At 66.9% G+C, this 18,656-nt stretch carries 27 protein-coding genes; all 27 read right to left on the reverse strand.

What is annotated here, in order from left to right:
* The 27 genes from rpmD to rpsL all read right to left on the reverse strand — a co-directional run bounded on the left by rpmD (position 1) and on the right by rpsL (position 18,619).
* A complete protein-coding gene (gene rpmD / locus IEW13_RS06380) occupies positions 1-183 on the reverse strand; it encodes a 50S ribosomal protein L30 (protein WP_188550099.1) in 183 nt (60 codons plus the stop codon).
* The gene (gene rpsE / locus IEW13_RS06385) at positions 183-863 is read right to left on the reverse strand and encodes a 30S ribosomal protein S5 (RefSeq protein WP_188550100.1); all 681 of its coding nucleotides are present in this window, start codon (positions 861-863) and stop codon (positions 183-185) included. The genes rpmD and rpsE overlap by 1 nt, the downstream gene beginning before the upstream one ends.
* Complete coding sequence (gene rplR / locus IEW13_RS06390) at positions 860-1,240, reverse strand: 50S ribosomal protein L18 (protein WP_188550169.1); 381 nt, start codon at positions 1,238-1,240, stop codon at positions 860-862. The genes rpsE and rplR overlap by 4 nt, the downstream gene beginning before the upstream one ends.
* A gap of 2 nt (positions 1,241-1,242) precedes the next feature.
* On the reverse strand, positions 1,243-1,779 hold the full coding sequence (gene rplF, locus IEW13_RS06395) for a 50S ribosomal protein L6 (protein ID WP_188550101.1): 537 nt from the start codon (positions 1,777-1,779) through the stop codon (positions 1,243-1,245).
* 13 nt (positions 1,780-1,792) lie between these two features.
* Positions 1,793-2,191, reverse strand: coding sequence for a 30S ribosomal protein S8 (gene rpsH, locus IEW13_RS06400; RefSeq protein ID WP_188550102.1), 399 nt, complete (start codon positions 2,189-2,191; stop codon positions 1,793-1,795).
* Between the two features lie 92 nt (positions 2,192-2,283).
* A complete protein-coding gene (gene rplE / locus IEW13_RS06405) occupies positions 2,284-2,862 on the reverse strand; it encodes a 50S ribosomal protein L5 (RefSeq protein ID WP_188550103.1) in 579 nt (192 codons plus the stop codon).
* Positions 2,862-3,227, reverse strand: coding sequence for a 50S ribosomal protein L24 (rplX, locus tag IEW13_RS06410; protein ID WP_229744965.1), 366 nt, complete (start codon positions 3,225-3,227; stop codon positions 2,862-2,864). Before rplX ends, rplE begins: the two co-directional genes overlap by 1 nt.
* A gap of 2 nt (positions 3,228-3,229) precedes the next feature.
* The gene (gene rplN, locus IEW13_RS06415; RefSeq protein ID WP_188550104.1) at positions 3,230-3,598 is read right to left on the reverse strand and encodes a 50S ribosomal protein L14; all 369 of its coding nucleotides are present in this window, start codon (positions 3,596-3,598) and stop codon (positions 3,230-3,232) included.
* 138 nt (positions 3,599-3,736) lie between these two features.
* On the reverse strand, positions 3,737-4,015 hold the full coding sequence (gene rpsQ / locus IEW13_RS06420) for a 30S ribosomal protein S17 (RefSeq protein ID WP_188550105.1): 279 nt from the start codon (positions 4,013-4,015) through the stop codon (positions 3,737-3,739).
* Complete coding sequence (gene rpmC / locus IEW13_RS06425) at positions 4,015-4,266, reverse strand: 50S ribosomal protein L29 (RefSeq protein WP_188550106.1); 252 nt, start codon at positions 4,264-4,266, stop codon at positions 4,015-4,017. Before rpmC ends, rpsQ begins: the two co-directional genes overlap by 1 nt.
* 2 nt (positions 4,267-4,268) lie before the next feature.
* The gene (gene rplP, locus IEW13_RS06430) at positions 4,269-4,685 is read right to left on the reverse strand and encodes a 50S ribosomal protein L16 (RefSeq protein ID WP_188550107.1); all 417 of its coding nucleotides are present in this window, start codon (positions 4,683-4,685) and stop codon (positions 4,269-4,271) included.
* A gap of 3 nt (positions 4,686-4,688) precedes the next feature.
* On the reverse strand, positions 4,689-5,486 hold the full coding sequence (rpsC, locus tag IEW13_RS06435) for a 30S ribosomal protein S3 (RefSeq protein WP_188550108.1): 798 nt from the start codon (positions 5,484-5,486) through the stop codon (positions 4,689-4,691).
* A 6-nt stretch (positions 5,487-5,492) separates the two neighbouring features.
* Positions 5,493-5,876: a 50S ribosomal protein L22 gene (gene rplV / locus IEW13_RS06440; RefSeq protein WP_188550109.1), complete on the reverse strand. Its 384-nt coding sequence runs from the start codon at positions 5,874-5,876 to the stop codon at positions 5,493-5,495.
* Between the two features lie 32 nt (positions 5,877-5,908).
* The gene (rpsS, locus tag IEW13_RS06445) at positions 5,909-6,190 is read right to left on the reverse strand and encodes a 30S ribosomal protein S19 (RefSeq protein WP_188550110.1); all 282 of its coding nucleotides are present in this window, start codon (positions 6,188-6,190) and stop codon (positions 5,909-5,911) included.
* A 15-nt stretch (positions 6,191-6,205) separates the two neighbouring features.
* The gene (gene rplB, locus IEW13_RS06450; protein ID WP_188550111.1) at positions 6,206-7,042 is read right to left on the reverse strand and encodes a 50S ribosomal protein L2; all 837 of its coding nucleotides are present in this window, start codon (positions 7,040-7,042) and stop codon (positions 6,206-6,208) included.
* 39 nt (positions 7,043-7,081) lie between these two features.
* On the reverse strand, positions 7,082-7,381 hold the full coding sequence (rplW, locus tag IEW13_RS06455; protein ID WP_188550112.1) for a 50S ribosomal protein L23: 300 nt from the start codon (positions 7,379-7,381) through the stop codon (positions 7,082-7,084).
* Positions 7,378-8,037 carry a 50S ribosomal protein L4 gene (gene rplD / locus IEW13_RS06460; protein ID WP_188550113.1) on the reverse strand — a complete coding sequence of 220 codons (660 nt, stop codon included), beginning with the start codon at positions 8,035-8,037 and terminating at the stop codon, positions 7,378-7,380. The genes rplW and rplD overlap by 4 nt, the downstream gene beginning before the upstream one ends.
* Positions 8,038-8,042: 5 nt before the next feature.
* Positions 8,043-8,717 carry a 50S ribosomal protein L3 gene (rplC, locus tag IEW13_RS06465; RefSeq protein WP_188550114.1) on the reverse strand — a complete coding sequence of 225 codons (675 nt, stop codon included), beginning with the start codon at positions 8,715-8,717 and terminating at the stop codon, positions 8,043-8,045.
* A 14-nt stretch (positions 8,718-8,731) separates the two neighbouring features.
* The gene (gene rpsJ / locus IEW13_RS06470; protein WP_188550115.1) at positions 8,732-9,040 is read right to left on the reverse strand and encodes a 30S ribosomal protein S10; all 309 of its coding nucleotides are present in this window, start codon (positions 9,038-9,040) and stop codon (positions 8,732-8,734) included.
* 534 nt (positions 9,041-9,574) lie between these two features.
* Positions 9,575-10,831 (reverse strand): ABC transporter ATP-binding protein, encoded by a 1,257-nt coding sequence (locus tag IEW13_RS06475; RefSeq protein WP_188550116.1) that lies wholly within the window; start codon positions 10,829-10,831, stop codon positions 9,575-9,577.
* A gap of 69 nt (positions 10,832-10,900) precedes the next feature.
* Positions 10,901-11,749: a carbohydrate ABC transporter permease gene (locus IEW13_RS06480; RefSeq protein ID WP_188550117.1), complete on the reverse strand. Its 849-nt coding sequence runs from the start codon at positions 11,747-11,749 to the stop codon at positions 10,901-10,903.
* Between the two features lie 2 nt (positions 11,750-11,751).
* Positions 11,752-12,669, reverse strand: coding sequence for a carbohydrate ABC transporter permease (locus IEW13_RS06485; protein WP_229744966.1), 918 nt, complete (start codon positions 12,667-12,669; stop codon positions 11,752-11,754).
* Positions 12,666-14,015, reverse strand: coding sequence for an extracellular solute-binding protein (locus IEW13_RS06490; protein WP_229744967.1), 1,350 nt, complete (start codon positions 14,013-14,015; stop codon positions 12,666-12,668). The genes IEW13_RS06485 and IEW13_RS06490 overlap by 4 nt, the downstream gene beginning before the upstream one ends.
* Before the next feature lie 256 nt (positions 14,016-14,271).
* Positions 14,272-15,465 (reverse strand): elongation factor Tu, encoded by a 1,194-nt coding sequence (gene tuf, locus IEW13_RS06495; protein WP_188550118.1) that lies wholly within the window; start codon positions 15,463-15,465, stop codon positions 14,272-14,274.
* A 141-nt stretch (positions 15,466-15,606) separates the two neighbouring features.
* Positions 15,607-17,712, reverse strand: a complete 2,106-nt coding sequence (gene fusA / locus IEW13_RS06500) for an elongation factor G (RefSeq protein WP_188550119.1) — start codon at positions 17,710-17,712, stop codon at positions 15,607-15,609.
* Between the two features lie 62 nt (positions 17,713-17,774).
* The gene (rpsG, locus tag IEW13_RS06505; RefSeq protein WP_188550120.1) at positions 17,775-18,245 is read right to left on the reverse strand and encodes a 30S ribosomal protein S7; all 471 of its coding nucleotides are present in this window, start codon (positions 18,243-18,245) and stop codon (positions 17,775-17,777) included.
* The gene (rpsL, locus tag IEW13_RS06510; protein WP_188550121.1) at positions 18,245-18,619 is read right to left on the reverse strand and encodes a 30S ribosomal protein S12; all 375 of its coding nucleotides are present in this window, start codon (positions 18,617-18,619) and stop codon (positions 18,245-18,247) included. Before rpsL ends, rpsG begins: the two co-directional genes overlap by 1 nt.
* Positions 18,620-18,656 lie beyond the last annotated feature (37 nt).

Genomic DNA, 18,656 nt, shown 5'->3' on the forward strand with positions numbered 1-18,656 from the left:
TCACTCCACCTCTTCAACAGTGACCAGGTGGCTCACGGTGTTCACCATGCCGCGGATCTCCGGACGGTCCTCTTTGAGGACCGTATCGTTGATCCGCTTCAGGCCCAGCGTGCGGAGAGTCTCCCGCTGGTTGCGCTTGCCACCGATTTCGGACTTGATTTGCGTGATCTGCAGCTTGGCCATCAGGCTTTCGCCCCCTCGGCGGCGGCGCGCAGCAGTGCCTCCGGCGCCACCTCGTCCACGGCACGGCCGCGGCGGGCCGCGACCTCCTCGGGACGCTCGAGCTTGCGCAGCGCCTCGATCGTGGCGTGCACGATGTTGATGGCGTTGGACGAGCCGAGCGACTTGGACAGGACGTCGTGGATGCCCACGCAGTCCAGGACGGCGCGCACCGGACCGCCGGCGATCACGCCGGTACCCGGGGAGGCCGGACGCAGCAGCACCACGCCGGCGGCCTTCTCACCCTGGACCGGGTGCGGGATGGTCTGGCGGATGCGCGGGACGCGGAAGAAGTTCTTCTTGGCCTCCTCCACGCCCTTGGCGATGGCCGCCGGGACCTCTTTGGCCTTGCCGTAGCCCATGCCCACCAGTCCGTCGCCGTCGCCGACGACCACCAGGGCGGTGAAGCTGAACCGGCGGCCGCCCTTGACGACCTTGGACACGCGGTTGATGGTGACGACGTGCTCGATGAACTGGTTCTTGTCGTCCCGGTCGCCCCGGCCCCCGCGGCCACGGCCTTCGCCGCGTCCGCGACCGCGGCCGTCGCCGCGCTGGCCACGACCCTGGTTCTGGCCCTTGTCGTTGCCGGCGTTCCCGGCGTTCTCAGCGGTAGTTGGCTGATCCTTGACCTCTTCGGTGCTCACAGGGTCAGACCTCCTTCACGGGCTCCCTCGGCGATGGCGGCCACACGGCCGTGGTAGGCGTTGCCACCACGGTCGAAGACCACGGCGGTCACACCGGCTTCCTTCGCGCGGGCGGCGATCAGCTCGCCGACCTTGCGCGCCTTGGCGGTCTTGTCGCCGCCGTCCTGCCGCAGCTCCGGCTCCATGGTGGAGGCGCTGGCCACGGTGTGCCCCGACGTGTCGTCGATGACCTGCACGAAGACGTGCCGGGTCGAACGGGTGACGGCCAGGCGCGGACGCTCGGACGTGCCGGAGATGCGCTTGCGCAGGCGGACGTGCCGCCGCTTGCGCGCGGCGGCCTTGCCCTTGCCGTAGCTCTGCTTCTTGGCGAAGGCCATACTCACTTACCAGCCTTTCCGACCTTGCGGCGAATCTGCTCGCCGGCGTAACGCACGCCCTTGCCCTTATAGGGCTCGGGCTTGCGGAGTTTGCGGATGTTCGCGGCGACCTCACCGACGAGCTGCTTGTCGATGCCGTTCACCGTGACCTTGTTCTGGCCCTCCACCGCGAAGCTGATGCCTTCCGGCGGCTCCACCGTGATGGTGTGGCTGTATCCGAGCGCGAACTCCAGGTTCGAGCCCTTCGCCTGCACGCGGTAGCCGGTGCCGACGATCTCGAGCTGCTTGGAGAAGCCCTCGGTGACGCCCAGGATCTTGTTGTTGATCATGGTGCGCGTCAGGCCGTGCAGGGACCGCGACTCACGCTCGTCGTTCGGGCGGGAGACCGTGATCTGGCCTTCCTCCTGGCTGACCGTGATGGGAGCGGCGACCTTGTGGCTGAGCTCGCCCTTGGGGCCCTTCACCTTGACCAGCGGGCCGTCGATGGTGACCTCGACGCCGGCCGGCACGGTGATGGGCTGCTTGCCGATACGTGACATGTTCCCTTCCCCCTTACCAGACGTAGGCGAGGACTTCCCCGCCCACGCCCTTCTTGGCCGCCTGGCGGTCCGTGAGGAGACCAGACGAGGTGGACAGGATGGCGATGCCCAGGCCGCCGAGCACGCGAGGCAGGTTGGTGGACTTGGCGTACACGCGCAGGCCCGGCTTCGACACGCGGCGGATGCCGGCGATGGCGCGCTCTCGGTTCGGCCCGAACTTCAGGTCGAGGTGCAGCTTCTTGCCCACTTCGGCGTCTTCGACGCTCCAGTCGGCGATGTAGCCCTCGGCCTTCAGGATGTCGGCGATGCTCGACTTCAGCTTGCTGTACGGCATCGAGACATCGTCGTGGTATGCCGAGTTGGCATTGCGCAGACGCGTGAGCATGTCTGCGACGGGATCTGTCATGGTCATGTGGGCTCTATGCCCTTCCTCGCTGCGGTTTCCTCATCGCGCCGGTGCGGCGTGAGCCGTCAGGCGGTCATCGGACCTGCAACGTAGAGTGGTCAGTTGCTCTTGAACGGGAAACCGAGGTGACGCAGCAGCGCGCGTCCCTCATCGTCGGTCTTGGCGGTGGTCACGACGGTGATGTCCATGCCGCGCACGCGGTCGATCTTGTCCTGATCGATCTCGTGGAACATCGACTGCTCCGTCAGGCCGAAGGTGTAGTTGCCGTTGCCGTCGAACTGCCGGTCCGAGAGCCCGCGGAAGTCGCGGATACGGGGCAGAGCGAGGGAGATCACGCGGTCCAGGAACTCCCACATGCGGGCGTTGCGAAGCGTGACGTGAGCGCCGATCGGCTGGCCCTCGCGCAGCTTGAACTGCGCGATGGACTTCCTGGCCCGGGTCACGACCGGCTTCTGGCCGGTGATCGCGGTCAGATCGGCGATGGCGCCCTCGATGAGCTTCGAGTCGCGGGCGGCGTCGCCGACACCCATGTTCACGACCACCTTGCTGAACGTCGGAACCTGGTTGACGTTGGCGTACTGGAACTCCTCCTGGAGCTTCGCCACGATCTCCTCGCGGTAGAGCTTCTTCAGGCGAGGCAGCTCGCGCTGGATCCTCTCCGGTGCTTCCGCGCTCATCAGATGTCCTCCCCGGTGCGACGGGACACGCGGACGCGCACGGTCTTGGTCCGACCGTTACGCTCCACTTCCTCTTCTCGGTAGCCGATGCGGGTCGGCTTGTTGTCCTTGGGGTCCACCAGCGCCACATTCGAGATGTGGATGGGGGCCTCGTGGATCTCGATACCGCCGGTCGCCCCGCCCTTGGCGGTCTGACCGGCACGACGATGCTTGCTGACGCGGTTCACGCCCTCGACCAGCACGCGGTTCGTCTCCGGGAACACTTCGAGGACCTTGCCCTGCTTGCCGCGGTCGCCGCCGCGCTCCTGGCGGGCGCCGGCGATCACCTGGACGAGGTCGCCCTTCTTGATCTTGATCTTCGGCATGGCTACAGCACCTCCGGGGCCAGCGAGATGATGCGCATGAACTTCTTGTCCCGGAGCTCACGGCCCACGGGTCCGAAGATGCGCGTCCCGCGGGGCTCGTTGTCGCCCTTGAGGATCACCGCGGCGTTCTCATCGAAACGGATGTACGAGCCATCCGGACGGCGGCGCTCCTTCACGGTGCGGACGATGACGGCCTTGACCACATCGCCCTTCTTGACATTGCCGCCGGGGATGGCGTCCTTGACGGTGGCGACGATCGTGTCGCCGATACCGGCGTAGCGTCGACCGGAGCCGCCGAGCACGCGGATGGCGAGGATCTCCTTCGCCCCCGTGTTGTCGGCGACCTTGAGTCGCGACTCCTGCTGAATCACTTCATTCTCCTGTCGTCGCGTCGGTTCTCATCGGCTGGGATGAGCCTGACGGAACGGTCGTTGTCTTGGGTGACCGGCCGGCGCGGCCGGCGGCGCCCCGTTTCGGGGCCCCCGGCCGCGGCCGGTCCTGGCAAGCGCTTACTTCGCGCGCTCGACGATCTCCACCAGACGCCACCGCTTGGTAGCGGACAGCGGCCGGGTCTCGGCCAGGAGCACGGTGTCGCCGATGCCGGCGGTGTTCTCCTCGTCATGGGCCTTGATCTTCGTGGTCCGGCGGATCACCTTGCCGTACAGGCGGTGCTTCACGCGGTCCTCGATCTCCACCACGATGGTCTTGTCCATCTTGTCGGAGACCACCAGGCCCCGGCGGATCTTCCGGCTGGCGCGAGCCGGAGCGGCCTGCTGCTGCTCAGACATCACTTATCCTCTTCCTTCGCGTCTGCGGGGTTCGAGCGGATGGCCAGCTCGCGCTCCCGGATCACGGTGTAGATACGGGCGATGTCGCGGCGCACGGCCTTGAGCCGGCCGTGGCTCTCCAGCTGTCCGGTCGCGGACTGGAACCGCAGGTTGAAGAGCTCGGCCTTGGCCTTACGGAGCTCCTCCAGCAGCCGCTCGTCGTCGAAGCCGTCGAGCTTGTCGATCGACAGATCCTTCGATCCAACTGCCATGATCATTCACCACCTTCACGCCGCACGATGCGGGCCTTGAGCGGGAGCTTGTGGATCGCCAGGCGCAGAGCCTCGCGAGCCACCTCCTCCGGGACGCCGGCCAGCTCGAACATCACGCGGCCGGGCTTGACGTTGGCGACCCACCATTCGGGCGAGCCCTTGCCGGAGCCCATGCGGGTCTCGGCGGGCTTCTTGGTCAGCGGCCGGTCCGGGTAGATGTTGATCCAGACCTTGCCGCCACGCTTGATGTGGCGGGTCATGGCGATACGAGCAGCCTCGATCTGGCGGTTCGTCACATAGGCGGGCTCAAGCGCCTGGATGCCGAAATCGCCGAAGGCGACCTGCGTGCCGCCCTTCGAAACGCCGGAGCGCTTCGGGTGGTGCTGCTTGCGGAACTTGACTCGACGTGGGATCAGCATCTGTCACTTCTCCGATCCGGCGTCGGCGGCCGGGGCCGCCGACTCAGCCTGGTTCTGCTGGGCCTCGCCGCCGCGCTGACGGCCTGCGCCGCGTCCACGGGCACCGCGACCGCCGCGGGGGCCGCGGCTGGGAGCCTGCGCCTGCTGGGCAGCGAGCTCCTTATCGGTCAGATCGCCCTTGTAGATCCACACCTTCACGCCGATCCGGCCGAAGGTGGTGTGCGACTCGAAGAACCCGTAGTCGATGTTGGCGCGCAGGGTGTGCAGCGGCACGCGGCCCTCGCGATAGAACTCCGAGCGGCTCATCTCCGCGCCGCCGAGGCGGCCGGAGCACTGCACCCGGATGCCCTTGGCGCCGGCCCGCTGAGCGGACTGGATCGCCTTGCGCATCGCGCGGCGGAACGCCACGCGGCTGGCCAGCTGCTCGGCGACGCCCTGCGCGACGAGCTGGGCGTCCACCTCGGGGTTCTTCACCTCGAGGATGTTGAGCTGGACCTGCTTGCCGGTGAGCTTCTCCAGGCTCCCGCGGATGCGGTCGGCCTCCGCGCCGCGACGGCCGATGACGATGCCCGGCCGGGCGGTGTGGATGTCGACGCGGACCCGGTCCCGGGTGCGCTCGATGTTCACCTTGGAGATGCCGGCGCGCTCCATGCCGTCGGTGAGGAGCCGGCGGATCTTGACGTCCTCGCCGACATAGTCCTTGTAACGCTGCCCCGGCTTGGTGGAGTCAGCGAACCACTTGGACTTGTGATCGGTGGTGATTCCCAGTCGGAAACCGTTCGGGTTGATCTTCTGACCCACTACCGGTCACCTCCCCTTCCGCGTTGCGCCGGCGGGAAGATCCTCGCCGCTGGCCAGCACGACGGTGATGTGGCTGGTGCGCTTCTTGATCTGGAAAGCGCGTCCCTGGGCCCGGGGCCGGATGCGCTTCATGGTGGGTCCCTCGTCGACATACGCCTGGGCGATCACCAGATCGTCCTCGTTGAAGGCTTCGCCGAGCTGCTCAGCCTTCACACGGGCGTTGGCGATGCCAGACGCGACGAGCTTGTAGATGGGCTCGGAGGCACCCTGCTGCGCGAACTGCAGCACAGCAAGGGCTTCGGTCGCCTGCTGACCACGGATGAGGTCGACGACGCGCCGAGCCTTCTGGGGCGTGACGCGCAGATAGCGCGCTTTCGCCGTGGCTTCCATCGCTTCCTTCTCTCTTTCGATTCAGGCCGCGGTCAGCGGCGGCGGCCCTTGCGGTCGTCCTTCTCGTGGCCGCGGAAAGTTCGCGTGGGAGCGAACTCTCCGAGCTTGTGGCCAACCATGGCTTCGGTGATGAACACCGGGACGTGCTTCCGGCCGTCGTGCACGGCGATCGTGTGCCCGAGGAACTCGGGGATGATCATCGAGCGGCGCGACCAGGTCTTAATGACGTTCTTGGTGCCCTTTTCGTTCTGCGTAGCGACCTTCTGGTAGAGGTGCTCGTCGACGAAGGGGCCCTTCTTGAGGCTACGAGGCATGATCGAGGCTCCCTATCAGCGCTTCTTACCGGTCCGGCGGCGACGCACGATGAGCTTGTCGCTTTCCTTGTTGGGCTTGCGGGTACGACCCTCGGGCTGACCCCAGGGGCTGACCGGATGACGGCCGCCGGAGGTCTTGCCCTCGCCGCCACCGTGCGGGTGGTCGACGGGGTTCATGACCACACCGCGCACGGTCGGGCGCTTGCCCTTCCAGCGCATGCGGCCCGCCTTGCCCCAGTTGATGTTCGACTGCTCCGCGTTGCCGACCTCGCCGATGGAGGCGCGGCAGCGGGCGTCGACGTTGCGGATCTCGCCGGAGGGCATGCGCAGCTGCGCATACGGCCCGTCCTTGGCGACCAGCTGCACGGAGGCGCCGGCCGAGCGGGCGATCTTCGCCCCGCCGCCCGGGCGCATCTCGATGGCGTGGATCACGGTACCGGTCGGGATGTTGCGCAGCGGCAGGTTGTTGCCGGGCTTGATGTCGGCGCCGGCGCCGGCCTCGACGGTGTCGCCCTGCTTCAGGCGGTTCGGCGCGATGATGTAGCGCTTCTCGCCGTCGGCGTAGTGCAGCAGCGCGATGCGGGCGGTGCGGTTCGGGTCGTACTCGATGTGTGCGACCTTCGCCGGGATGCCGTCCTTGTCGTGCCGGCGGAAGTCGATCACGCGGTACTGGCGCTTATGACCGCCGCCCTGGTGACGGGTGGTGATGCGACCCTGGTTGTTGCGGCCGCCGCGCTTGGGCAGCGGGCGCAGAAGCGACTTCTCCGGAGTGGACCGGGTCACTTCGACGAAGTCGGCACCGCTCGAGCCGCGGCGGCCCGGCGTTGTCGGCTTGTGCTTACGGATTCCCATGTGCTCTCAATCCTTCTTGCGGTTCGTCGTCACGCCCGGTCAGAGCGTTCCACCGAAGATGTCGATGCTGCCTTCTTTGAGTGCGACGATGGCGCGCTTGGTGTCCTTGCGCTTGCCCATCCCGTGCCGCGTACGGCGCGACTTGCCCTCGCGGTTGGCCGTGTTGACGGAGGCGACCTTCACGTCGAAGATGCTCTCGATCGCGTACTTGATCTCGAGCTTGTTCGACCGCGGATCGACGAGGAACACGTACTGGCCCTCGTCCGCGAGGCGGAACGACTTCTCCGAGACGACCGGCTTGATGATGATGTCGCGGGGGTCCTTCTGCGCAGAGCTCATGATGCGTTCTCCTCCTTCGCTGCGGTGGACCGCGTGGCGAGGAACTCCTCGAGCGCACCCGAGGTGAACACGATGTCGTCCGCGACGAGGACGTCGTAGGTGTTGAGCTGACCGGGGGTCAGCACATGCACATCGGCGAGGTTCCGCACGCTCTTGATCGTGAGCTCGTCACCGTGCTGGACGACGATGAGCTTGTTCGCCCGGTCCGAGAGATTGTTCAGCGCCTGCTTGGCCTGCTTGGTCGACGGGACCTCCGAGTCGACCACCGAGGACAGCACGAAGACGCGGCCCAGGCGTGCCCGGTCCGAGAGCGCACCGCGCAGGGCGGCGGCCTTCATCTTCTTGGGGGTGCGCTGGCTGTAGTCGCGCGGGACAGGCCCGTGCACGACGCCGCCGCCGGCGTACTGCGGGGCGCGGATCGAGCCCTGGCGGGCGTTACCGGTGCCCTTCTGGCGGTACGGCTTCTTGCCGCCGCCGGAGACCTCGGCGCGGGTCTTGGTCTTGTGCGTGCCCTGACGCGCGGCGGCGAGCTGCGCGACGACGACCTGGTGGATCAGCGGCACATTCGTGGGGACGTCGAAGATCTCCGCGGGCAGCTCGGCGGTGCCGGCCTTCTTGCCCTGGGCGTCGAGGACGTCGATAGACGTGGTGGCCATTGTGCTTAGCCCTCCTTCGCAGCAGTCCGGACGAGCACGACTGCGCCCTTCGGGCCGGGCACGGCGCCCTTGACCAGCAGCAGACCGTTGTCCGTGTCGACGGAGTGGATGGTGAGGTTCTGGGTGGTGTGCTTCACCGCACCCATGCGACCGGCCATCCGCAGGCCCTTGAAGACGCGACCCGGGGTGGCGGCGCCACCGATCGAGCCCGGCTTGCGGTGGTTGCGGTGGGCACCGTGCGAGGCGCCGACGCCGGCAAAGCCGTGGCGCTTCATGACGCCCGCGGTGCCCTTGCCCTTGGTCTTGGCGGTGACATCCACCTTGGAACCGGCGGTGAAGACGTCGGTGCGCAGCTCCTGGCCGAGCTCGTACTCGGAGGCGTCGGCGGTACGCAGCTCGACGAGGTGACGGCGCGGGGCGACGCCCGCCTTGGCGAAGTGGCCGGCGACCGGCTGGTTCACCTTGCGGGGGTCGATCTCGCCGAAGGCGATCTGAACGGCCTCGTACCCATCGGCGTCCGCGGTGCGGATCTGGGTGACGACGTTGTTGTCGGCGGCGATCACGGTGACCGGGACGAGGGTGTTGTTCTCATCCCAGACCTGGGTCATGCCGAGCTTGGTGCCGAGGAGGCCCTTGACCGTGCGCAGCGCCGGCTGTGCCTTGGAACGCGTGTTAGCCATTGGTCACTCCTCTCCTACAGCTTGATCTCGATGTTGACGTCATCGGCCAGGTCGAGGCGCATGAGCGAGTCGACGGCCTTCGGCGTCGGATCGACGATGTCGATCAGGCGCTTGTGCGTGCGCATCTCGAAATGCTCACGGCTGTCCTTGTACTTGTGCGGCGAACGGATGACAACGTAAACGTTCTTCTCCGTCGGCAGCGGCACCGGGCCCACGACAGTCGCGCCGGCACGGGTCACAGTGTCAACGATCTTGCGCGCTGCACTGTCGATGACCGCGTGGTCGTACGACTTGAGCCGGATGCGGATCTTCTGTCCCGCCATGGCTGTTGGTCCAACTCTCTGTTCGTTCCTCCCGGCCATCAACCCCGCGCCTCGCCCTGCTGAGCGCCGAAGCACCCTGCTGGACCGCGCACGAGCTCTGTGCCGGCTGTTCACTACGACCCCCGAGGTCGGGCGTGTCGCGCTTGCCTTTCGGGCGAAATCCCCAGTCATGAAGATTCCGTTTCGAGGCGAGCCGCCCGATGCTTCCGGCTTTCTGCGAACCGGCCGTGAGCCGATTCCCTTCCGGTCCGCGGGGCACGCACGCGAGCACGCCGCAGCAGCGGCATGTGCACACGCAGGGGTCACCCCCGGAAAGCAACTTTTCAATCTTGGCATACTCCGGCACGGCATGGCAAACCGCTGCGCCTGTGCCTCTCGCCACGTCTCCCGCCGCTACGCGCCGCCCACCGGCCTCGCACCCATCCACGTCGCGGGCGGCCGCAGCCGATGTGGCCCCGGTTGTGGTGGCCGGCCCCGGTTGTACCTGGGGCACACCACCATGACCGCGGCCATGCCTGCCCAGGCACCGTCGGCTCAGGCGGCGCCGCTGTGCTGCTCGCGAGCGCGCTCGAGCGCCTGCTGCCTGGCGGCTTCGGACCGTTCGGCGATGCGTGCGGCGTTCTCGTCGTCGCGGCTCAGATTGCGTCCGGTCCTGGGATCGAACAGTTTCACGCTCTCGGGCACGAAGGCCAGGTCCACGGCATCGCCGGCGCCGATGCGCGTGCGCGAGTCGAGCGCCGCGACCACCTGGGTGCGCAGGCTCTCCCCGTCCAGGTCCCGGTCGAGTTCGGCGAGCGCCTGGGAGACCTCCGCATCGGCCTCGAAGGGAAGGTACGCGTAGACCTCATTGCCCAGCCATTCGGTGACGTCCACCGTCGCGGAGATCACGGCGCGGTCCTGGCGGGTGGCGTCGTCCAGCAGCGCGGCGTCCTCGAATGCCTCCGGCCGGATGCCGGCGATCAGGAGCTCGGGCGCCTCCGCCAGCGCGGCCTCGTCGCGAGCGGTGACCGGGATCGGCCCGAACGGCGAGTGCAGGACGCCGTCCTGGTTCCGCACCGGGATGAAGTTCATCGGCGGCGAGCCGATGAATCCGGCCACGAACAGGTTGATCGGCTCGTCGTAGAGCTCCTGCGGGCTGGCGTACTGCTGCAGCTCGCCGCGCTTGAGCACCGCCACCTTGTCCCCGAGCGTCATCGCCTCGGTCTGGTCGTGCGTCACGTAGACGGTGGTGGTCCCCAGCCGCCGCTGCATCCGGGCGATCTCGGTGCGCATCTGGCCGCGCAGCTTCGCGTCCAGATTGGACAGCGGCTCATCGAAGAGGAAGGCCTTGGCATCGCGCACGATCGCCCGGCCCATCGCCACACGCTGCCGCTGGCCGCCGGAGAGGTTCGCCGGCTTCCGCTCCAGGTGCTCCCCCAGCTCCAGCATCGACGCCGCCTGCTCGACCTTCCGGCGGATCTCCTCCTCCCCCAGGTCCTTTGCCAGGCGCAGCGGGAAGGCGATGTTCTCGAACACGGTCATATGGGGGTACAGCGCGTAGTTCTGGAACACCATCGCCAGGCCGCGGTCCCGCGGGGCCTTCTCATTGGCGCGCTCGCCGTCGATGGTGAGCTCGCCGTCGGTGATGTCCTCCAGTCCCACGATCATCCGCAGCAGCGTGGATTTGCCGGAGCCGGAGGGGCCGACCAGGATGACGAACTCGCCGTCGGCGATCCGCAGCGAGACGTCGTTGACCGCAGGGAAGCCGTCACCGTACTTCTTGACGATCCGGGAGAGATTGATTTCAGCCACGGCTGACTCCGTTCCTTGACTCGGCTGGCTGGTGCTCGGCGGAGAGGCGCCCGGCGAGGGCGGCGGGGGTCATCCCTTCACCGCCCCGCTGGTGAGGCCGGCGACGATCTGGCGCTGGAAGAGCAGCACCAGGACCACGACGGGAATGGTCACGACGATGGCCGCCGCGGCGATGGCGCCGGCCGGCTCCTCGAACTGTGAGGCGCCGGTGAAGAAGGACAGCGCCGCGGGCACGGGCCGGGCCGCGGAGGTCGAGGTGAGCGAGATCCCGTAGAGGAAGTCGTTCCAGGCGATGAAGAAGGCGATGATGGCGGTGGTGAACACTCCCGGCGAGGCGAGCGGCACGATGACCTTGCGGAAGGCCTGCCAGCTGGTGGCGCCGTCCACCTGCGCGGCCTGCTCCAGCTCCCAGGGGATCTGCCGGAAGAACGCCGCGAGGGTCCAGATGGAGATCGGCAGGGTCAGGGACAGGTAAGGGATGATGAGGCCGAGCCAGGTGTCGTACAGGCCGATGCGGGACCACAGGTTGAACAGCGGCGTGACGATCGAGATCACCGGGAAGATGGACACGCCCAGCGCCATCGTCAGGATGAACTTCTTTCCCGGGAAGTCCAGCCGGGAGACCGCGTAGGCGGTCAGCGTGGCCAGCACGACCGCGATGGCGGTGGCGATGAGGCAGATGCCGATCGAGTTGATCAGCGCGGGGACGAACAGCTCGCTCGCCTGGCCGGTGAAGATCAGCTCGTAGTTCTCCCAGCTGACCGCGGTCGGCCAGAACTGCTGATTGCCCACATCGGACGGGGACTTCAGCGAGAGCGAGATGATCCACACCACCGGGAAGAGCGCGTAGACCGCCACCAGGACGGAGACGACCGCCCAGAGGATCTTCCTGCCCGTGGTCAGTTTGCCGGTGTCCATGTTCACTCACCCCGTGCCCGCGAGAGATCGACCCTGAACAGCTTGATGAAGATGAAGCAGATGAGCGCCACGCAGGCGAACAGCAGCACCGAGACCGCCGAACCCAGGCCCACCTGCAGCTGGCTGATGGTCTGCGCGTAGGCCAGGAACGACACCGTGGCGGTTCCCTGCGCGCCGGAGGTCATCACGAAGACAGAATCGAAGATGCGGAAGGCGTCCAGAGTGCGGAACAGCAGCGCCACCATGATGGAGGCGGTCATGTTCGGCAGGATCACCTTGGTCATCCGTTGCCACCAGGTCGCGCCGTCGACTTTCGCCGCCTCCAGCATGTCCCCGGGGATCTGCGCCAGGCCGGCCAGCAGCAGCAGCGAGATGAAGGGAGTGGTCTTCCAGATCTCCGCGGCGGAGATGACCAGGAATGCGGTCCAGAAGTCGCCGAACCAGTCGAAGCCCGGGTTGCCGGTCCAGGCACCGACGAAGCCGGTGCCCAGGTCGAAGGCGTACTTCCAGCTGAAGGCGCTGACCACGGTGATGATGCCGTACGGGATCAGGATCACGGTGCGCAGCCACGGCCGGACGGTGCGCACCGCGTTCAGCATCACCAGGGCCAGGGCGAAGCCGAGGACGAGTTCGATGGCCACCGTGAAGACGGTCACCAGGAGCGTGAAGCCGAGCGTCTGCCACCACTGCGGGTCGCCGAGCACGACGACGTAGTTGTAGCCCCAGTTGAAATAGCGCGCGTCGGGATCGGTGAGCCGGTAGTTGAACAGGGACTGGTAGAAGGCCTGCAGGATCGGGTAGGCCGTGACCGCCAGCAGGACCAGCACGGCCGGCCCGGAGAGCAGCCAGCCCATCCGGGTCTCGTCGCGTGCCCGGTCGGAGGTGCGGGCGCCAGGCGCCGGCTTCGTGGTGGTGCTCACAGCAGGGCCTCCCCTCGGAGGATCTGTTCGATCAGGTCCGCGGACGCCGCCGGCGTGGTCTGCGGGTCGAGTCCGGCGGGCGGATGCCAGCTGCGCTGCAGCCCGCCGGTGACCTCGTTGTAGTACGGCGTCATCGGCCTCGGCGCGGCGCGTTCGAGCGATTCGCGGATGATATCCGCCATCGGGTACTGCTCTTGCACCTCGGGGTCCTCGTACGCACGCGTGTCCGAGGCGGGGTTGCCGTTGGTGACCATGTACTCGGCCTGGTTGTCGGTCGAGCGGATGCACTCGATCGCCTGGAAGGCCTCGTCGGGGTGCGCGGAGTAGGAGCTGACGCCGATGTTGATGCCGCCCAGCGGGGGACGGGATTCCGTGCCCTCCTCGGTGGCCGGGTAGAACGTCCAGGCCATATCGTCGAGGACTTCCTGGTCCAGGCTGCCGCCGTCCACGGACGCGGCGGTGGCCGCGTAGACGAACGGCCAGTTCACCATGAAGGAACCGGTGTCGCCCTGGAACCGGAGCATCGCGCCGTTCTCATCCTGATTGCTGAAGGACGGCCCGCCCAGGCCTTCTTGCCCGATGGTGGACATGATCTCCGCGGCCTTCTGCCCGGCGGGGCTGTCGATGCCGAGCTGGACCTCATCGGCGGAGGCCTCCGGGTTCTCCACGATATGACCGCCGGCGGATTCAATCAGCGCGTTGATCCACACGGTGAGGGCTTCCGCGCGGATGCCCTGAACGCCGAGTTCCTTGTCCTGGGAGGCGGCCGCCTCGATGAGCTGGTCCCAGGTGACCGGCTCATCCATGTCCAGGCCGGCGGCCTCGGCCACCGACTCGCGGTACCAGAGCAGCTGCGTATTGGCCCAGAACGGGGCTGCGATCAGCTCGTCCTCCCAGGTGGACGAGGCCACCGAGCTCTCCACGGCATTGGCCGTGAACTCCTCGACGTACTCGTCCGGCACCGGCACGAGGTAGCCGGCGTTGGCCATCTCCGGCACGTAGACCGGATCCAGGCTCATCATGTCGATCGACGCGTCCTGCGAGGCGAGGCGGCGGATCAGCTGCTCCCGCTGACCGTCCGCATCACGTGGGAGGAGGGAGACCTGGATGCGGTACGCGCCTGCTGCCTCCTCCGTGCAGCGCTCCGCCAGCGTCGCCTGACCGCCGTCATCGGGATTGATGTACCACATGAGAGTCGGGACGCCGTCGCCCCCGGCACAGGCGCTGGTGCCCAGGACGGCCGCAGCCGCGCCCAGCCCGAGTGCCCGTCTCCATCGATGTTCCCGCATGCTGTCCGTCACTCCCGTCACGACGCCGGTGTCGCCAAAGTCGCTGCTGGTGGCCACAGCATACAACACCGGATGCCACCGTGAGCCGGACATCCGCTCTGGTCACGACCGCATCCCGCCGGGCGCCGCGCCATCGGGCGGGCCCGTGGTCGCTGAGCCGTGACGCGCAGATTCCGGGCGAGCTCACCGGGACGGGGTGCACACGCCCGCCATCAGCGGCAGGGTGGCGTGACCGCCACAGCGCGATACGGGCTGACAATGCACGAAGCCCCGCAGCGGCGAACCGCTGCGGGGCTTCGTGGGAAGAGCGTGATTACTTCACGATCTTGGTGACACGACCGGCGCCGACGGTGCGGCCACCCTCACGGATGGCGAACCGCAGGCCCTCCTCCATGGCGATCGGCTGGATGAGCTCAACCGACATATCGGTGTTGTCGCCCGGCATGACCATCTCGGTGCCCTCGGGCAGCGTGATGACGCCGGTAACGTCCGTGGTCCGGAAGTAGAACTGCGGACGGTAGTTCGAGTAGAACGGGTTGTGACGGCCGCCCTCGTCCTTGGACAGGATGTAGACCTGCGCCTCGAAGTTGGTGTGCGGCGTGATCGAACCCGGCTTCACGATGACCTGGCCACGCTCGACCTCGTCGCGCTTGGTGCCGCGGAGCAGCAGGCCGACGTTCTCACCGGCGCGCGCGTCGGGGAGGGTCTTGCGGAACATCTCGATCGCGGTGACGGTCGTCTTGGAGGAGTGCTCCTTGATGCCGACGATCTCGATCTCTTCGTTCGGCAGCAGGATGCCGCGCTCCACGCGACCGGTGACCACGGTGCCGCGGCCGGTGATGGTGAAGACGTCCTCGACCGGCATCAGGAACGGCTTGTCGACATCGCGCTCGGGCTCCGGCACGAACTCGTCCACGGCGTGGATGAGGTCGAGCACGGTCTTGCCCCACTCGGCGTCGCCCTCGAGGGCCTTGAGCGCGGAGACCTTCACCACGGGGGCGTTGTCGCCGTCGAACTCCTGCGAGGAGAGCAGGTCGCGCACCTCGAACTCGACGAGCTCCAGGAGCTCCTCGTCGTCGACCATATCGGCCTTGTTCAGCGCCACGACGATGTAGGGCACGCCCACCTGGCGGGCCAGCAGCACGTGCTCGCGGGTCTGCGGCATCGGGCCGTCGGTAGCGGCGACCACGAGGATCGCGCCGTCCATCTGGGCCGCACCGGTGATCATGTTCTTGATGTAGTCGGCGTGACCCGGGGCGTCGACGTGAGCGTAGTGGCGCTTCTCCGTCTGGTACTCCACGTGGGAGATGTTGATGGTGATGCCGCGCTGCTTCTCTTCCGGCGCGTTGTCGATCTGGTCGAACGCGGACGCGGTGTTCAGCTCAGGGTAAGCATCGTGCAGCACCTTGGTGATGGCCGCGGTCAGCGTCGTCTTGCCGTGGTCGACGTGACCGATCGTGCCGATGTTCACATGCGGCTTAGTCCTGTCGAAACTAGCCTTTGCCACTGGGTTCCTCCTCGTGGATACCGTAGAGATTGCTTCTCAATCTTACGGGCTTTTTGGGTTTCTGACCTTGGGTTGCTTGTGTCCGGCCGCTCACACGGTCCGCGCTGGTGAAGGCGCGGACCGTGCGCGAGAGCAACGGGATTACTCCTCGCCGCGGGCCTTCTGGATGACCGCCTCGGCGACCGCCTTCGGGACCTCCGCGTAGCTGCTGAACTGCATGGAGTACACGGCACGACCCTGAGTGCGCGAACGCAGGTCGCCGATGTAGCCGAACATCTCCGACAGCGGCACGGTGGCGCGGACGACCTTGACGCCGCTCGCGTCCTCCATGGACTGGATCATGCCACGACGGGAGTTCAGGTCGCCGATAACGTCACCCATGTACTCCTCGGGGGTGCGCACCTCGACGTCCATCACCGGCTCCAGCAGAACCGGGTTCGCCTTCCTGACGCCCTCCTTGAGGACCATCGAGCCGGCGATCTTGAACGCCATCTCGGAGGAGTCCACGTCGTGGTAGGCACCGTCGACGAGAGTCGCCTTGATGCCGACGAGGGGGTATCCGGCCAGCACGCCCAGCTGCATGGCGTCCTGGATGCCGGCGTCCACGCTGGGGATGTACTCCCTGGGCACGCGGCCACCGGTGATGGCGTTCTCGAACTCGTAGATGGTCTCGCCCGTGACCTCAAGCGGCTCGAACGTGACCTGGACCTTGGCGAACTGGCCGGAGCCACCGGTCTGCTTCTTGTGGGTGTACTCGACCTTCTCCACCTTGCGGCGGATGGTCTCGCGGTACGCCACCTGCGGTGCGCCCACGTTCGCCTCGACCTTGAACTCGCGCTTCATGCGGTCCACCAGGATGTCCAGGTGGAGCTCGCCCATGCCGCCGATCTCGGTCTGACCGGTCTCCTCGTTCAGGTTGACCGTGAAGGTGGGATCCTCCTTGGCCAGCTTCTGGATCGCGGTCGAGAGCTTCTCCTGGTCGCCCTTGGTCTTCGGCTCGATGGCCACGAAGATCACCGGGTCGGGGAAGCTCATGGACTCCAGGACCACCGGCTTGGCCGGATCGCACAGGGTGTCACCGGTCGTGGTGTCCTTCAGCCCGATGAAGGCGTAGATGTGGCCGGCGACGGCCTCCTCCACCGGGTTCTCCTTGTTGGAGTGCATCTGGAAGAGCTTGCCGATGCGCTCCTTCTTCCCGCTCGTGGTGTTGAGCACCTGAGCACCGGAGGCGACCTTGCCGGAGTACACCCGGACGTAGGTCAGCGACCCGAAGAAGGGATGCGTGGCGACCTTGAAGGCGAGCGCGGAGAACGGCTCGTCCATCGAGGCCTTGCGGGTCACCTCGGCCTCCTCGTCGCCCACGGCGTGGCCGGAGACATCCGGCACGTCCAGCGGGGAGGGGAGGTAGTCGATGACCGCGTTGAGCATCGGCTGGATGCCCTTGTTCTTGAAGGCGGAACCGCACAGCACCGGGAACGCCTCGCTGGAGATGACCAGCTGGCGGATGCCCGACTTGATCTGCTCGATGGACAGCTCGCCCTCTTCGAGGTAGGCCTCCATCAGTTCCTCGGTGGCCTCGGCGACATCCTCGACCAGCTGGTTGCGGTACTCCTCGACCTTGTCGGCCAGGTCGGCGGGGATCTCGATCTCCGTCATGTCCTGGCCCTTCTTGGACTCATCCGGCCAGGCCCAGGCCTTGCGCTCGATCAGATCGATGACGCCGGAGAACTCGCTCTCGGCACCGATCGGGAGCTGCACGACGAGCGGCTTGGCACCGAGACGGTCCTTGATGGTCTGGACGGTGAAGTAGAAGTCCGCACCCAGCTTGTCCATCTTGTTGACGAAGCAGATACGCGGCACGTTGTACTTGTCCGCCTGACGCCACACGGTCTCCGACTGGGGCTCCACACCCTCTTTGCCGTCGAACACCGCGACGGCGCCGTCGAGCACGCGCAGGGACCGCTCCACCTCGACGGTGAAGTCGACGTGGCCGGGCGTGTCGATGATGTTGATCTGGTTGCCCTCCCAGTAACAGGTGGTGGCAGCCGAGGTGATCGTGATGCCGCGTTCCTGCTCCTGCTCCATCCAGTCCATGGTGGAGGCACCGTCGTGCGTCTCGCCGATCTTGTAGTTGACGCCGGTGTAGAAGAGGATGCGCTCGGTCGTAGTGGTCTTGCCGGCATCGATGTGGGCCATGATGCCGATGTTGCGGACCTTCTTCAGGTCGGTCAGCACGTCCAGTGCCACGATGTCTCTCTCTCGTCGTTAGACCTTGCCGCGCCCGCGGGTGTTGCGGGCACGCTTGTACGTCACCAGCGGTAGTGAGCGAACGCCCGGTTGGACTCGGCCATCTTGTGGGTGTCCTCGCGACGCTTGACCGCCGCGCCGAGACCGTTGCTGGCGTCCAGGATCTCGTTCTGCAGACGCTCGGTCATGGTCTTCTCACGACGCTGACGCGCATAGCCGACCAGCCAGCGCAGCGCCAGGGTGGTGGCGCGCACGGCGCGCACCTCGACCGGCACCTGGTAGGTCGCGCCGCCGACGCGGCGGGAGCGGACCTCCAGCGACGGGCGGATGTTGTCGAGCGCCTTCTTGAGCACGACGACCGGGTCGCTGCTGCTCTTCTCGCGCACGCCCTCCAGGGCGCGGTAGACGATGCGCTCAGCCGTGGAGCGCTTGCCGTCGAGGAGGATCTTGTTGATCAGCTGGGTGACCACCGGGGAACCGTAGACCGGATCCACGACGAGCGGACGCTTGGGTGCGGGGCCTTTACGCGGCATTACTTCTTCTCCCTCTTCGCGCCGTAACGGCTGCGGGCCTGCTGACGGCCCTTGACGCCCTGGGTGTCAAGGGAGCCTCGGACGATGCGGTAGCGCACGCCCGGGAGGTCCTTCACACGACCGCCGCGCACCAGCACGATGCTGTGCTCCTGGAGGTTGTGACCCTCACCGGGGATGTACGCCGTCACTTCGATCTGGCTGGACAGCTTGACACGAGCGACCTTCCGCATCGCGGAGTTCGGCTTCTTCGGGGTGGTGGTGTACACACGGGTGCACACGCCGCGGCGCTGAGGGCTGCCCTTCAGCGCGGGGGCGTCACTCTTGGTGACCTTGTCGCGCCGGCCCTTGCGGACCAGCTGCTGAATAGTAGGCACTACATGTTCTCCATTGCTTCTCGACCTTCCTAAACCC

Origin of the sequence: Sediminivirga luteola (assembly GCF_014639315.1) — a bacterium.
Lineage (GTDB): Bacteria > Actinomycetota > Actinomycetes > Actinomycetales > Brevibacteriaceae > Sediminivirga > Sediminivirga luteola.

Excerpts from the sequence above, each read along its gene's own strand:
- rpmD (WP_188550099.1), bottom strand. The coding sequence starts at position 183 with ATGGCCAAGCTGCAGATCACGCAAATCAAGTCCGAAATCGGTGGCAAG.
- rplR (WP_188550169.1), bottom strand. The coding sequence starts at position 1,240 with ATGGCCTTCGCCAAGAAGCAGAGCTACGGCAAGGGCAAGGCCGCCGCG.
- rplF (WP_188550101.1), bottom strand. The coding sequence starts at position 1,779 with ATGTCACGTATCGGCAAGCAGCCCATCACCGTGCCGGCCGGCGTCGAG.
- rpsH (WP_188550102.1), bottom strand. The coding sequence starts at position 2,191 with ATGACCATGACAGATCCCGTCGCAGACATGCTCACGCGTCTGCGCAAT.
- rplE (WP_188550103.1), bottom strand. The coding sequence starts at position 2,862 with ATGAGCGCGGAAGCACCGGAGAGGATCCAGCGCGAGCTGCCTCGCCTG.
- rplX (WP_229744965.1), bottom strand. The coding sequence starts at position 3,227 with ATGCCGAAGATCAAGATCAAGAAGGGCGACCTCGTCCAGGTGATCGCC.
- rpsQ (WP_188550105.1), bottom strand. The coding sequence starts at position 4,015 with ATGTCTGAGCAGCAGCAGGCCGCTCCGGCTCGCGCCAGCCGGAAGATC.
- rpmC (WP_188550106.1), bottom strand. The coding sequence starts at position 4,266 with ATGGCAGTTGGATCGAAGGATCTGTCGATCGACAAGCTCGACGGCTTC.
- rplP (WP_188550107.1), bottom strand. The coding sequence starts at position 4,685 with ATGCTGATCCCACGTCGAGTCAAGTTCCGCAAGCAGCACCACCCGAAG.
- rplV (WP_188550109.1), bottom strand. The coding sequence starts at position 5,876 with ATGGAAGCCACGGCGAAAGCGCGCTATCTGCGCGTCACGCCCCAGAAG.
- rpsS (WP_188550110.1), bottom strand. The coding sequence starts at position 6,190 with ATGCCTCGTAGCCTCAAGAAGGGCCCCTTCGTCGACGAGCACCTCTAC.
- rplB (WP_188550111.1), bottom strand. The coding sequence starts at position 7,042 with ATGGGAATCCGTAAGCACAAGCCGACAACGCCGGGCCGCCGCGGCTCG.
- rplW (WP_188550112.1), bottom strand. The coding sequence starts at position 7,381 with ATGAGCTCTGCGCAGAAGGACCCCCGCGACATCATCATCAAGCCGGTC.
- rplD (WP_188550113.1), bottom strand. The coding sequence starts at position 8,037 with ATGGCCACCACGTCTATCGACGTCCTCGACGCCCAGGGCAAGAAGGCC.
- rplC (WP_188550114.1), bottom strand. The coding sequence starts at position 8,717 with ATGGCTAACACGCGTTCCAAGGCACAGCCGGCGCTGCGCACGGTCAAG.
- rpsJ (WP_188550115.1), bottom strand. The coding sequence starts at position 9,040 with ATGGCGGGACAGAAGATCCGCATCCGGCTCAAGTCGTACGACCACGCG.
- IEW13_RS06480 (WP_188550117.1), bottom strand. The coding sequence starts at position 11,749 with ATGGACACCGGCAAACTGACCACGGGCAGGAAGATCCTCTGGGCGGTC.
- rpsG (WP_188550120.1), bottom strand. The coding sequence starts at position 18,245 with ATGCCGCGTAAAGGCCCCGCACCCAAGCGTCCGCTCGTCGTGGATCCG.